Annotated in this window: 13 protein-coding genes; 5 read left to right on the top strand and 8 right to left on the bottom strand. The window is 69.3% G+C overall.

The window, feature by feature from the left end:
• Positions 1 to 135 (bottom strand): hypothetical protein, encoded by a 135-nt coding sequence (locus AB0E63_RS22355; protein WP_360369257.1) that lies wholly within the window; start codon positions 133 to 135, stop codon positions 1 to 3.
• Between the two features lie 42 nt (positions 136 to 177).
• Here AB0E63_RS22355 and AB0E63_RS22350 point away from each other — a divergent pair, with 42 nt between their 5' ends.
• The 3 genes from AB0E63_RS22350 to AB0E63_RS22340 all read left to right on the top strand — a co-directional run bounded on the left by AB0E63_RS22350 (position 178) and on the right by AB0E63_RS22340 (position 3,097).
• Positions 178 to 1,311: an NAD(P)-binding domain-containing protein gene (locus AB0E63_RS22350; RefSeq protein WP_360369254.1), complete on the top strand. Its 1,134-nt coding sequence runs from the start codon at positions 178 to 180 to the stop codon at positions 1,309 to 1,311.
• 323 nt (positions 1,312 to 1,634) lie between these two features.
• Positions 1,635 to 2,132, top strand: coding sequence for a DUF3145 domain-containing protein (locus AB0E63_RS22345; RefSeq protein ID WP_134118487.1), 498 nt, complete (start codon positions 1,635 to 1,637; stop codon positions 2,130 to 2,132).
• 257 nt (positions 2,133 to 2,389) lie between these two features.
• Positions 2,390 to 3,097, top strand: coding sequence for a hypothetical protein (locus AB0E63_RS22340; RefSeq protein ID WP_360369251.1), 708 nt, complete (start codon positions 2,390 to 2,392; stop codon positions 3,095 to 3,097).
• A gap of 13 nt (positions 3,098 to 3,110) precedes the next feature.
• Here the strand turns inward: AB0E63_RS22340 and AB0E63_RS22335 are convergent, their stop codons facing one another.
• The 6 genes from AB0E63_RS22335 to AB0E63_RS22310 all read right to left on the bottom strand — a co-directional run bounded on the left by AB0E63_RS22335 (position 3,111) and on the right by AB0E63_RS22310 (position 9,762).
• On the bottom strand, positions 3,111 to 4,541 hold the full coding sequence (locus AB0E63_RS22335) for a carboxyl transferase domain-containing protein (RefSeq protein ID WP_360369248.1): 1,431 nt from the start codon (positions 4,539 to 4,541) through the stop codon (positions 3,111 to 3,113).
• Positions 4,542 to 4,602: 61 nt separating this feature from the next.
• Positions 4,603 to 5,838, bottom strand: a complete 1,236-nt coding sequence (gene fabF, locus AB0E63_RS22330; protein ID WP_360369245.1) for a beta-ketoacyl-ACP synthase II — start codon at positions 5,836 to 5,838, stop codon at positions 4,603 to 4,605.
• A 115-nt stretch (positions 5,839 to 5,953) separates the two neighbouring features.
• Positions 5,954 to 6,202, bottom strand: a complete 249-nt coding sequence (locus tag AB0E63_RS22325) for an acyl carrier protein (RefSeq protein ID WP_130446978.1) — start codon at positions 6,200 to 6,202, stop codon at positions 5,954 to 5,956.
• Positions 6,203 to 6,295: 93 nt separating this feature from the next.
• Positions 6,296 to 7,291, bottom strand: coding sequence for a beta-ketoacyl-ACP synthase III (locus AB0E63_RS22320; RefSeq protein WP_360369242.1), 996 nt, complete (start codon positions 7,289 to 7,291; stop codon positions 6,296 to 6,298).
• Entirely contained in the window at positions 7,288 to 8,481 is a 1,194-nt protein-coding gene (locus AB0E63_RS22315) for an acyltransferase domain-containing protein (protein WP_360369239.1), read from the bottom strand. Before AB0E63_RS22315 ends, AB0E63_RS22320 begins: the two co-directional genes overlap by 4 nt.
• A 78-nt stretch (positions 8,482 to 8,559) precedes the next feature.
• Positions 8,560 to 9,762 (bottom strand): helix-turn-helix domain-containing protein, encoded by a 1,203-nt coding sequence (locus tag AB0E63_RS22310; RefSeq protein ID WP_360369236.1) that lies wholly within the window; start codon positions 9,760 to 9,762, stop codon positions 8,560 to 8,562.
• Positions 9,763 to 9,792: 30 nt separating this feature from the next.
• Between AB0E63_RS22310 and AB0E63_RS22305 the strand changes: the two genes are divergently transcribed.
• Positions 9,793 to 10,836, top strand: a complete 1,044-nt coding sequence (locus AB0E63_RS22305; RefSeq protein WP_360369233.1) for a PHP domain-containing protein — start codon at positions 9,793 to 9,795, stop codon at positions 10,834 to 10,836.
• Entirely contained in the window at positions 10,833 to 11,843 is a 1,011-nt protein-coding gene (locus AB0E63_RS22300; RefSeq protein WP_360369230.1) for a pirin family protein, read from the top strand. The genes AB0E63_RS22305 and AB0E63_RS22300 overlap by 4 nt, the downstream gene beginning before the upstream one ends.
• On the opposite strand, the gene AB0E63_RS22295 is transcribed toward AB0E63_RS22300, so the two are convergent.
• Positions 11,809 to 12,342 carry a hypothetical protein gene (locus AB0E63_RS22295; protein WP_360369227.1) on the bottom strand — a complete coding sequence of 178 codons (534 nt, stop codon included), beginning with the start codon at positions 12,340 to 12,342 and terminating at the stop codon, positions 11,809 to 11,811. The genes AB0E63_RS22300 and AB0E63_RS22295 overlap by 35 nt on opposite strands.
• Between the last annotated feature and the right edge of the window lie 6 nt (positions 12,343 to 12,348).

Here is a 12,348-nt window from a genome sequence, read left to right as displayed (position 1 = left end):
TCAGCCGTGCCCGTGGCGACCCTGCAGGTCGTCGTACTCCCGATCTCCAGCGACAACCCGCAGGTGTTCGCGGACCCGTTCTTCGCCGAGGTCATGGTGGCGCGAACGCATCAGGGAGAGGATTCTCGGACTCATCACCCGCAACCTCGCGTTCTGGCCACACCTTCAGGAGACACGATGCCGGACCGGACGGATCTGCTGGTCGTCGGCGCAGGCCCTTATGCCTACTCTGCGGCCGCGTTTGCCCGTGACAACGGCATCGAGTCCCACATAGTCGGCCGCCCGATGGGTTTCTGGCGCGAGCAGATGCCGGCTGACATGTTCCTGCGTTCGGGCCCCGATTGGCATCTCGACGGAAGCGGCGAGTTCACGTTCGAGGCGTTCTTCGAGGATCGGGGAATGCGTCCCGAAGACTTCGACCCGATCCCGATCTCGGTCTTCCTCGACTACACGGAGTGGTTCCGCGAGCGCAAGTGGCTCGACCTCGACGACCGCCTCGTGACCGGCCTGACCAAGCCGGACGCAGGCTTCGTGGCAACGATGGACGACGGTACGACGATCACCGCGGACAAGGTACTCGCGGCACCCGGCATCGGCTACTTCCTCAACCTGCCGGAGTGGTACGCCGATGTCCCGCCTGCTCGCCGCTCACATACGTCCGAACTGGTCTCCTTCGAATCGCTCGCCGGTGCCAGGGTGGTGATCATCGGCGGCAGGCAAAGCGCCTACGAGTGGGCGGCCCTGCTGTGTGACCACGACGCCGAGCGTGTGGACGTGGTGCATCGCCACAGCACGCCGAAGTTCGCCAAGGTGAACTGGCGCTTCGTCGACCAGTACGTCGATCAGACGCTGACACACCGGGGATGGTGGCGAAGCCTCTCCGTCGAGCGGCAGACAGCGATCGCTGCCGAGTTCTGGCAGGTCGGGCGCCTCACCCTCGAACCCTGGCTTGTGCCGCGGATCCCTGACGCCGTCGTGACTAGCCATCCGGGGTGTGCGGTGGTCGACACGACCGTCAGCGAACACGACGTGACGCTGTCGCTCTCCGATGGCACGGCGCTGACAGCCGATCATGTCGTCTTCGCTTCCGGTTACCGGGCTGACCTTGCTCGCGTGCCTTACCTGGGCGGTGTTGTGGATCGGATCTCGACAACCGAGGGGTTCCCCGCCCTGACCGAGGGCCTCGAGACGTCCCTGGCCGGGCTTTACCTGACAGGGTTCGCGTCGATCCGCGACTTCGGCCCCTTCTACGGGTTCACCAAGGGGTGCCCGTCGGCCGCACGTATCGCCATCGCAGACATGACGCGATGACCGAACCGGACCCGCTTCCCGTAGGCCTGCGTTCCTGAGCAAGCTCACTTCGTGCATCAGATCCGTGCGGTGCAGTGTTCGGCGTACGGATCTGATGCACAAAGTCGGCCGAGGGATGCACAAAGTCGGCCGGGGAAGGATCGCGACACGACGGTGATGTAGTTGACACGGCGAGGTTGCTGGTGTTGGTGGGGGCAGTGGTGCAAGATGTACGCAGTGTTCCGCGGGGTGCCTTTGTGCTCGGTGGGATGCTGGTACCGCCGGGTTCGACGCGGTTGTTCGAGAACGCTGGGGAAGGCGCCCCTCGAGCACAGGAGGTCCCGGTGGCGACGACTCGTGGCGTTCTCTACGTCCACACGGTGCCGTCAGCGTTGTGCCCGCATGTCGAGTGGGCAGCGGGCGGCATCCTTGGCGTGCCCGTGAAACTTGACTGGACGCCGCAGCCCGCGGCCCAGGGCCAGTACCGGGCCGAGCTGTCGTGGCAGGCCGAGGCCGGCACGGCGGCGAAGCTGGCGTCCGCCCTGCGCGGATGGCAGAAGCTCCGGTTCGAGGTGACCGAGGAGCCGAGCAACGGCGTGGAAGGCGAGCGGTACTCCTTCACGCCCGAGCTGGGCGTCTTCCACGCGACGACCGGCGTCCACGGCGACATCATGGTTCCCGAGGAGCGGCTGAAGGCCGCGATGCTGAAGGCGGCCAGCGGTGAGGCCGATCTGACCGAGGAGGTCGAGCGTTTGCTCGGCCGCCCCTGGGACGACGAGCTGGAGCCGTTCCGGTACGCCGGTGACGGCGCGCCGGTGCGGTGGCTCCATCAAGTCGTCTGAACGGATCCTGAGAACTTCAGAAGAAAGCCATGAAGGGCAGGACTTCCCCGAACTTTTCGATGAGACTGAGCATCAGACATCTCACATGGGTGGGAGGGGCCGTGGCCGCTGGGCCACCGGGTGTCGGGACACCCCCGGTTGTCGCAAACAGCGGCCGCACCACGTGAAGGGCGCGGACCTCAGGGTCCGCGCCCTTCGTGCGTTGTCGTGACCAAAACGCGGCTGACGTGGACTGGTACCCGACCTATGGTGGGTCGATGGAGTGGATCCTCGTGGTCTTGGCGGGTGGGGCGATGGTGGGGGCCGGGCGCCAGTTGCTGGTGCGCCGGGCGGCCCGGAAGGTCGATGCCGAGGAACTGGCCCAGATCGAGCGGCTGGCCGGCGAGGACGTGACGGAGTTCGGCGAAGAGCTGACTCGGCTGGGCGAACAGGTCCGGACCGACGACCTGGACGCCGACGGGCGGCTCGACTACCAGCGCGCGCTGGCGGCGTACGAGGCGGCTCAGCAGGCTGTCGAGAAGCTTCAGTCGGCGCACGACGTCAGCACGATCACGGACACGCTCGCCTCTGGGCGGTACGCGATCGTCTGTGTACGCGCGCGAAGTACCGGCCAGCCGGTGCCGGAGCGGCGGGTGCCGTGCTTCTTCAACCCGCAGCACGGTCCGTCGACGACCGACGTGGTCTGGAACCAGCCGAAGCACGGGACCCGGAAGATCGCGGTCTGCGCGCAGGACGCGGCCCGGCTGCGGGCGGGCGAGGAGCCCGAGGTTCGAATGGTTGTGGTCGGCAACAGACGGGTTCCGTACTGGGAGGCCGGCAAGGCCCTCCTGCCCTACAGTTCGGGCTACTTCAGCCAAGGCGGCGGTGCCCAGTACATCACCGAGGCGAAGATCCAGGGCCCGCTCCATCGGATCGCCGACAGTGGCGGGGCCAACGGACTTGGCGACATCGGCCCGGGCATGTAGCCAGGCGGCGCGGCTACAGCGGGATGTTGCCGTGGCAGCCGCGGATCTGGCCGGTTGACTCGGCTTTGGCGAGCGCGGTGGCCAGGGCTGAGCGGGTGCGCGTGGGGTCCACGACCTCGTCGACGACGCCGATCTCGCGAGCCCGGTCGATACCGCCGGCGATCTTCTCGTGTTCGATCGCGAGCTCCGCCTCGACCTGGGGACGCAGTTCGGGATCGACCTCGGCGAGCTTGCGGCGGTGCAGCACCCGGACGGCGGCGACCGCGCCCATCACCGCGACCTCGGCCTGCGGCCACGCGAACACCCGGGTCGCGCCCAGCGACCGCGCGTTCATCGCGATGTACGCACCGCCGTACGTCTTCCGCGTCACCAACGTCACCCGCGGTACGACGGCCTCCGCAAACGCGTGCAGCAGCTTCGCACCACGTCGTACGACGCCGTCCCACTCCTGACCGACACCCGGCAGATAGCCCGGTACGTCGACGAGCACGACGAGCGGGACCCCGAAGGCATCGCACATCCGGACGAACCGGGACGCCTTCTCCGCCGATAGCGCGTCGAGGCAACCACCCAGCCGGAGCGGGTTGTTGGCGATCACACCGACCGTCCGGCCGCCCAGCCGACCGAGCGTGGTGACGATGTTCGGCGCCCACCGCTGGTGCAGTTCGACGGAGGAGTCCTCGTCGAGCACCCCTCCGACCAGCGGATGGACGTCGTACGCACGCTTGGCCGACTCCGGCAGGAACCCGGACAGATCGGTGTCGGCCACGTCGGTCGACACCGTGCCCTGGTTCGCGAGCAGGTCCGCGAGCCGGCGCGCCTGGGCAAGTGCGGCGGCCTCGGTGTCCGTGGTGATGTGGACGACGCCGGACCGCCGGCCGTGCGGCTCGGGACCGCCGAGCCGGAGCATGTCGACGTCCTCACCGGTGACGGATCGGACCACGTCCGGCCCGGTCACGAAGATGCGGCCTTCCGGCCCGAGGATGACGATGTCGGTCAGCGCCGGACCGTACGCCGCTCCGCCCGCGGCCGGGCCGAGGACGACGGAGATCTGCGGGATCTTGCCCGACGCCTGCGTCATCGCGTAGAAGATCTTGCCGACCGCATGCAGGCTGAGCACGCCCTCGGCCAGCCGCGCGCCACCCGAGTGCCACAGGCCGATGATCGGCACCTGCTCCTCGCGCGCGACCTGGTACGCCGTCACCACGACGTCGCACCCCTCGTCGCCCATCGCGCCACCCATCACGGTGGCGTCGGAGCAGAACGCGACGACCTTCGCCCCCGCGATCGTCCCGCGCGCCGCGATCATCCCCGACAGGTTGTCCGGGGTGATCAGCTCCAGGCTGCCCGGGTCGACCAGGTTCGTCAGCCGGGTCACCGGGTTCCGCGGGTCCAGCTCACGGGGCAGTTTGGCGGGCTTGGGAGCCGCGGCGGCGGTCGTCATGTGGTCCTCCGGGGGGTGGTGAAGGAACTGCTTGTTAGACCGTCTTGGAAGGAACTGCTTGTTAGACAGTTTTGAAGGCGATGGCGGCGTTGTGGCCGCCGAAGCCGAACGAGTTGTTCAGCGCCGCGAGGTCCCCGTCGGCCAGCTTGCGCTGCTCGGTCGCGATGTCCAGCTCGATCTGGTCGTCGAGCTTGTCCACGTTGATCGTCGGCGGGACCACCCGGTGGTGCAGGGCGAGCACGGTCGCGATCGACTCGACCGCACCGGCCGCGCCGAGCAGGTGGCCGATCATCGACTTCGGCGCGGTCGCGACCGCGTGGTCGGCGTCCTTGCCGAGCGCCAGCCGGATCGCCAGCGACTCCGCGATGTCGCCCTGCGGGGTCGAGGTGGCGTGCGCGTTGATGTGGAAGATGTCGGCCGGGGTGAGGTCGCCCTCGGCCAGCGCCCGCTCCATCGCCCGGCGGGCACCGGAACCGGTCGGGTCAGGCTGCGCGATGTCATGACCGTCGGCGGAGATCCCCGCTCCCGCGAGTTCGGCGTAGATCTTCGCGCCACGGGCCTTCGCGTGCTCGTACGACTCCAGCACCAGGACCCCGGCGCCCTCACCAAGCAGGAAGCCGTCCCGGTCCACGTCCCACGGGCGCGAGGCCCGCTCCGGCTCGTCGTTGCGCTTGCTCAGCGCCATCATCTGCCCGAACGCCGCCAGCGGCAGGGCCATGATCACGCCCTCGGTGCCACCGGCCAGGACGACGTCCGCGCGGCCGAGCCGGATCTGGTCCAGGCCGAGCGAGATCGCCTCGTTGCCGGAGGCACAGGCGGACACGGGGGCGTGCACACCGGCCTTCGCGCCGAACTCCAGGCTCACGTACGCCGCGGCCGAGTTCGGCATCAGCATCGGGATCGCCAGCGGCGACACCCGGCGGGGGTTGGTCTTCAGCGCGTCGTAGTTCGACAGGGTGGTGCCCAGGCCGCCGATGCCGGAAGCGACCGCGATGCCGAGCCGCTCCTTGTCCAGTCCGGAGTCCTCCAGGCTCGCGTCGGCCCACGCCTCACGGGCGGCGACCACGGCGAGCTGCGCGTTCCGGTCCAGGCGTCGGGCCTTCACCCGCTCGAGCACCTCGGTCGGCTCGACCGCGGCCGGAGCGGCGATCTGGACGGCGAGGTTCTGCACCCATTCGTCGGTCAGCCGCCGGGCGCCGGAGCGACCGGCCAGCAGGCCTTCCCAGGTGCTGGACACGTCACCCCCGAGCGGGGTGGTGGCTCCGAGCCCGGTGATCACGACTCGGGTCTTCGACATCTTTACCTCATCCTTTGCAAGAGATCTGGGGACAGGAGCGAGGGGTGGGTGCGCCGGTGCTGGTGTCCATCGGACCTGGGCCCGATGAACACCGGCCAGCACGGGTACGGCGGTGTCAGCCGTTCTGGGCGCGCTCGATGAACGCGACCGCGTCGCCGACGGTCTTCAGGTTCTTGACCTCGTCGTCGGGGATCTTCACGTCGAACTTCTCCTCGGCGGCCACCACGACCTCCACCATGGAGAGCGAGTCGACGTCGAGGTCGTCGGTGAAGGACTTGTCCAGCTGGACGTCCTCGACCGGGATGCCGGCGATCTCGTTCACGATCTCGGCGAGGTTGGAACGGATCTCTTCGGTGCTGGCCATCTTGTTGTTTCCCTTTCGGATCTTCGCTGGCTGACTACAGCCGGGCCGGCCACCTGAGCCGCCCCGGACAACTATGGGCTACCGGAGCATCGGCTAGGGGAGCCGGATCACTTGCGCGGCGTACACCAATCCGGCGCCGAAGCCGATGATGAGGGCGAGGTCGCCGCTCTTGGCCTCGCCGGACTCGCGCATCGCGGTGATCGCGAGCGGGATCGACGCGGCCGAGGTGTTGCCCTGCCGCTCGATGTCGCGGGCCACCTTGATGTGCTCGGGCAGCTTGAGCGCCCGCCGCATCGCGTCGGTGATCCGCATGTTCGCCTGGTGCGGCACGAACAGGTCGAGGTCCTCGGCCTTCACACCGGCCACGTCGAGCGCCTGCTGTGCGGTCTTCGCCATCTCGAACGACGCCCACCGGAACACCGGGTTGCCGTCCATCGTGAGGTGCGGCCACTGGGAGCTGCCGGCCGCCTCCTGCCACGACTCCTTCTGGCTGATCACCCGGTGCTGCGTGCCGTCGGAACCCCACACCACCGGGCCGATCCCCGGCTCGTCGGTCGGGCCCACCACTGCCGCACCCGCGCCGTCGGCGAAGATGAACGCCGTGCCGCGGTCGGTCCGGTCGGTGATGTCGCTGAGTCGCTCGACCCCGATCGCCAGCACATACTTCGCGCTGCCGCCGCGGACCATGTCGCTGGCCATCGCGATGCCGTAGCAGAAGCCGGCGCAGGCCGCGGAGATGTCGAACGCGGCCGCGGTCGGCGCGCCCACCTCGACCGCGATCCGGGTCGCGATCGCCGGCGTCTGGTAGAGGTGCGTGACGGTGGCGACGATGACGCAGCCGATCTGGGCCGGGTCGATGCCGGACTCGGCCAGCGCGTCCTTGGCCGCGTTCACGGACATCATCAGGACGGTCTCGTCGTCGCTGGCCCAGCGGCGTTCCTTGATCCCGGACCGGGTCTGGATCCACTCGTCGCTGGAGTCGATCTGCTCCAGGATCTCCGAGTTCGGTACGACGCGCCGCGGTCGATACGACCCGATACCGAGCACCCCGGCGTACGTCGCACCGGTCGAAGCAGTGATCGTGGTCATTGGGTGCCTCCGTTGGGGTGCAGGCGAACTAGCGGCTGACCGGGGGCGACCGGGTCGCCTTCCTCGACGAGCCACTCGACGACGATGCCGCCGTGCGGGGCCTTGACCTCGAGCTCGTCGCGCAGACTCTTCACCTTCGCGACCACCTCGCCGGCCTCGACCGTGTCACCGGACTCGCGGCCGACCTGCTCGGAGCGGGTGAACGTGCCCTTCATCGGAGCGACCAGCAGCCGCCACGTCGGCGAGGCGTCGATCTCGGACGGGCTGCCGTGCTTGTCCACGAACGCGCGGGCGTCGTCGAGCTGGTCCGGTGTCTTCAGCGCGAACGTCTCGACGCCCTTCAGCGCCCGGCGCGCGATCCCGGTCAGCGTGCCCGCCGGCGGCAGCTCGAGGATGCCGGTCACCTGCAGATCGGCCATCGTCTCCATGCACAGGTCCCAGCGGACCGGCGCGTTCACCTGGGTGACGAGGCGCTGCAGCACGTCCCGGCCGTCGTGCACGACCTGGCCGTCCCGGTTCGAGATCAGGCGGGTCCGCGGGTCGTGGGTGCTGATCGCGGTCGCGTACTTCGCCAGCGTCTGGACCGCCGGCTCCATGTGCTTGGTGTGGAACGCGCCGGCGACGGACAGCGGGATCAGCCGGGTCTTGGCCGGCGGGTCGGCGGCCAGCGCGGCCAGCTCCTCGACCGTGCCGGCGGCGACGATCTGGCCGGGGCCGTTGTCGTTCGCGGGGGTCAGGCCGTGCTCGGCGAGCTTGGCCAGGACCTCGTCCCGGTCGCCGCCCAGGACGGCGGTCATCGACGTCGCCGTCTGCGCGGCGGCCGACGCCATCGCCTTACCGCGCTCGCGGACCAGCACCATCGCCTGCTCGGCGCTGAGTACGCCGGTACCCGCGGCGGCCGCGATCTCACCGACGCTGTGCCCGGCGACGGCACCGACCTTGCTGAAGGCGTCGGCCGGGTGCGGGATCACCGCCAGCGCGGCCAGCATGCTGGACGCGACGAGTAGCGGCTGCGCGATCGCGGTGTCCCGGATCGTGTCCGCGTCGGCTTCGGTGCCGTAGTGGGCGAGGTCGAGGCCGGCCACCGCGGAGAGCCAGTTGAGCCGGCTCTCGAACGTGGGATCTGCCAGCCACGGCGCGAGGAATCCTGGGGTCTGGGCACCCTGACCGGGCGCGACGATGACGAGCACGTGACCACTCTCCCTCCTCCCGGCCGATCGTGAGCCGGAAAGCAGCACGAATTCTCCTGGGCCGATCTTGTGGAGATCCTACAAAATGGAGCTTCCCGGCTCAGGATTGAGCAGGCGGCCCAAGGTCAGTGCGACACGAAGTGTGAAAGCGTCGCGGGGATTCAGCGGGTTGTAGCCCGTGAGATCGCCCACACGCTTCAACCGGTACCGGACGGTATTGGCGTGGATGAACATCGCCCGGGCGGTCGCCTCGATCGAGCCGCCGGAGTCCAGGTACGCCGAAACCGTGTCGCACAGGACGCCGTCGCCTACGGTGAGTGGGCCGTAGACGTCGTTGGCGAGCTGGCGACGGGCGTGGCCGTCTCCGGAGAGTGACCGTTCGGGCAGGAGTTCGTCGGCCTCGACCGGTCGGGGCGCACCGGGCCACGCCGGTGCCGCACGGAGCCCGGCCACCGCCGCGCGAGCCGAGGTCACGGCCGCCATCAGGTCTTTCACGACCGGACCGACGACGATCGGTCCAGGTCCAAACCACTGAGCGAGTTTTTGTACGATCTCGACAGGTTTACTCGTACCACCGAGTACCACCACCAGCCGGTCGCCCTGCATCGCGCACAGAGCGTCAGCACCCGCCTCGCGGGCCGCGTGCCGGATGGCGTCGGCCAGATTGGCGTTCCCGTCCGTGGCTTGCGCGCGTCCGACCACCACCGTGACCTCGGCCGATCCCGACGTACCGGCGACTCCGGTCCAGCCGAGGGCGGAGGCGCGAGAGCGGACCGACTCGTCCGCCTCGCCGCGGATCACCGAGTCGACCAGGAGTGCTTCCAGCCGGGCGTCCCACGCGCCGCGCATCTCCGCGGCCTGCGCGTAGACCGTGGCTGCGGCGAAGGCGACCTCGCGGGCGTAGCGCTGGATCGCCTCCCGGACCACGGGTACGTCGTCCGCCGGGAGCAGGTCCCCGATGGTGTCCTCGATCGTCTCGATCGTGGTCCGGACCAGGTCGACGGTCTGGTGCAGCGAGATCACCCGGGTGAACTCGCGCGGCGCCGAGCCGAAGATCCGGGTCGGCATCGACGAGTGCGCGCCCGGATCGCGGAACCACTCGACGAACGCCGAGATCCCGGACTGCGCGACCAGCCCGATCCAGGACCGGTCCTGGGCCGACAGCTTCCCGAACCACGGCAGGTTCTCGTCCATCGCCGCCATCGCCGCGGTGGCGAGCGCCCCGGTCGCGTTCTGCAACCGCTCGGCCCGGGCCAGATGCGCCTTGCCACTCTTCGCCACGCCCTGACCTTAGTCCGCCATGATGGGGGTATGAGCGACAAGGCGGGTGTGGCGGAGGCGGTCGCGGCATTGCGAGCCATCGGCTATTACCTGGAACGCGACCAGCAGCCGACCCACCGCGTGAAGGCTTACCGACGAGCGGCCGACACCATCGCGGCCCTGCCGGCGGCCGAGGTACGAGCGCGCCGCCGAGCCGGCACGCTGACCGAGCTCGCGGGCATCGGGCCGAAGACCGAGGCCGTCATTCTCGAGGCGATGGACGGCGCCACTCCGTCGTACCTGGTCAAGCTGGAGGAGTCGGCCGGCGCGCTGACCACGGCCGGCAAGGCGATGCGCGCGGCGCTGAAGGCCGACCTGCATCTGCACTCGGAGTGGTCCGACGGCGGCAGCCCGATCGAGGAGATGGCGCGGACGGCGTACCGGCTCGGGCACAAGTATCTGGCGCTGACCGACCACTCGGCCCGGCTGACGGTCGCGAACGGACTGTCCCGCGAGCGCCGGCTGCAGCAGCTCGAGGTCGTTGCCGAACTCAACAAAAGGCTCGGCGCCGAGCTGGACGGGTTCACGATCCTGAACGGGATCGAGGTGGACATCCTCGAGGACGGCACGCTCGACTGCGACACCGAGATCCTGGCCCGGCTCGACGTCGTCGTCGCCAGCGTGCACTCCAAGCTGCGGATGGCCTCCGAGCCGATGACCGAGCGGATGGTTCGTGCGGTCGCGAACCCGCACGTCGACATCCTCGGCCACTGCACCGGCCGGCTGATCACCGGCGGCCGCGGCACCCGGCCGGAGTCCGACTTCGATGCGGACGTCGTCTTCGAGGCTTGCCGCCAGTTCGGCACCGCGGTCGAGATCAACTCTCGCCCCGAACGCCTCGACCCACCCAAGCGCCTGCTGTCGCTCGCGGTCGAGGCCGGATGCATCTTCTCCATCGACACCGACGCGCACGCGCCCGGACAGCTCGACTGGCAGGTCTACGGCTGCGAACGCGCCGAAGACTGCGGCGTCACGCCCGACCGCGTCATCAATACCTGGGACCAGAAGCAACTCCTGGAATGGACAGCGTCATGAGCGATCTCGAGAAGGATCCGGCTGAGGTGGTGTGCGACGGTTCGGACGGCGGGGGCCCGACGTTGGAGTTGCTGGAGCCGCGGGAGGTCGTGCTCGGGCGGACGACGACGGTACGGCGGCTGTTGCCGAACAAGAACCGCCGGATGGTCGGGGCGTGGTGCTTCGTCGACCACTACGGACCGGACGACCTCACCAGCCGGGTCGACTCGTACGACGTACCGGGGGAGCGCGGGATGCGGGTCCCGCCGCACCCGCACACGAGTCTGCAGACGGTGAGCTGGTTGTTCGAAGGCGAGATCGAGCACCGCGACAGCGTCGGATCGCACGCGTTCGTGCGGCCGGGGGAGCTCAACATCATGACGGCCGGCAACGGCATCGCGCACTCGGAGGTCTCGACCCCGACCGCGCCGCCGGTCCTGCATGGTGCCCAGCTGTGGGTCGCCCTGCCGGACTCCGTGCGTACGACGGTCGCACCCGCCTTCAACGCCTACGCCGACCTGCCGTCGCTCGAGCTCGACGGCGCCAGCGGGACGGTGATGATCGGCACGGTCGCCGGTGTCACCTCACCCGCGCCGGCCTACTCGGCGCTCGTCGGCGCCGACATCACCATCGAGCCCGGTCGCACGCTCTCGTTGCCGCTGACGGTGTCGAACGAGTACGCCGTACTGATCGTCGACGGCTCGCTGTCGGTCGGGGAGCTGACGCCGGGCTTCGGCGAGATGGCCTACCTCGGTGGCGGGCGCCGGTCCGTCGAATTGGTTGCTTCTGGCAACGGTGTGCGCTTCCTCCTGCTCGGCGGCGAACCGTTCGAGGAGCACCTGGTGATGTGGTGGAACTTCATCGGCCGCTCGCACGGGGAGATCGTCGCTGCCCGCGACGCCTGGCAGGCCGCCATCTTGGCGAACGGCAACGACCGTTTCGACATGGTCCCCGGCTACGACGGCGACCCGCTGCCTGCTCCACCGCTACCCGCTATCGCACTGAAACCACGTCCTCGCTCGCGCTGACGCGGCGGCGGTAGTAGGCGTAGGTGAGGACGAGGAGGGCGGGGCCCCAGAGTTGGAGTGGGGCGTAACAGGTGATCATCAGCGCTTTCCAGGCGGTGCTGGAGAACGGGATGAAGTGGTCGGTGAAGACGTCTCGAAAGCCGAAGGTCCAGATGGCGATCAGGCTGAGGGCGCCGAGGACGGCCGGGACGATCGCGGCGTACGGCGCGACCCGACGGCCGCCGATGACGGGGATCCAGCGCGGTGCCACCTCGCCCCAGGGTTTGACCAGCCCGAAGGCGATCAGGGCGACCGCCTCGGAGAACACGGTGAGGACGACGACGTACGTCGCCTCGCCGAAGCCCTGCAGGTGAGCCGGCCGGCCGGAGCCGTCGAGCATGCCCATCGAGGAACCGGCGACCAGGCCGAGGCGCCACAACCCGGACGGCAGAGTCAGCAACGGGATCACGTGGGCCAGACGGTAGGCCCAGCGCGGGACGGGACGCTCAGTCGTGTGCACCCTCCG

It is taken from the genome of Kribbella sp. NPDC026596 (assembly GCF_040638415.1).
Taxonomy (GTDB): Bacteria; Actinomycetota; Actinomycetes; order Propionibacteriales; family Kribbellaceae; genus Kribbella.
This window is presented reverse-complemented; position numbering and strand designations above follow the sequence as displayed.

What these genes read in the sequence shown, in the direction of transcription:
- AB0E63_RS22355 (WP_360369257.1), bottom strand. Translation starts at nt 135, where the DNA reads ATGAGTCCGAGAATCCTCTCCCTGATGCGTTCGCGCCACCATGACCTC.
- AB0E63_RS22350 (WP_360369254.1), top strand. Translation starts at nt 178, where the DNA reads ATGCCGGACCGGACGGATCTGCTGGTCGTCGGCGCAGGCCCTTATGCC.
- AB0E63_RS22340 (WP_360369251.1), top strand. Translation starts at nt 2,390, where the DNA reads ATGGAGTGGATCCTCGTGGTCTTGGCGGGTGGGGCGATGGTGGGGGCC.
- AB0E63_RS22335 (WP_360369248.1), bottom strand. Translation starts at nt 4,541, where the DNA reads ATGACGACCGCCGCCGCGGCTCCCAAGCCCGCCAAACTGCCCCGTGAG.
- fabF (WP_360369245.1), bottom strand. Translation starts at nt 5,838, where the DNA reads ATGTCGAAGACCCGAGTCGTGATCACCGGGCTCGGAGCCACCACCCCG.
- AB0E63_RS22325 (WP_130446978.1), bottom strand. Translation starts at nt 6,202, where the DNA reads ATGGCCAGCACCGAAGAGATCCGTTCCAACCTCGCCGAGATCGTGAAC.
- AB0E63_RS22320 (WP_360369242.1), bottom strand. Translation starts at nt 7,291, where the DNA reads ATGACCACGATCACTGCTTCGACCGGTGCGACGTACGCCGGGGTGCTC.
- AB0E63_RS22305 (WP_360369233.1), top strand. Translation starts at nt 9,793, where the DNA reads ATGAGCGACAAGGCGGGTGTGGCGGAGGCGGTCGCGGCATTGCGAGCC.
- AB0E63_RS22300 (WP_360369230.1), top strand. Translation starts at nt 10,833, where the DNA reads ATGAGCGATCTCGAGAAGGATCCGGCTGAGGTGGTGTGCGACGGTTCG.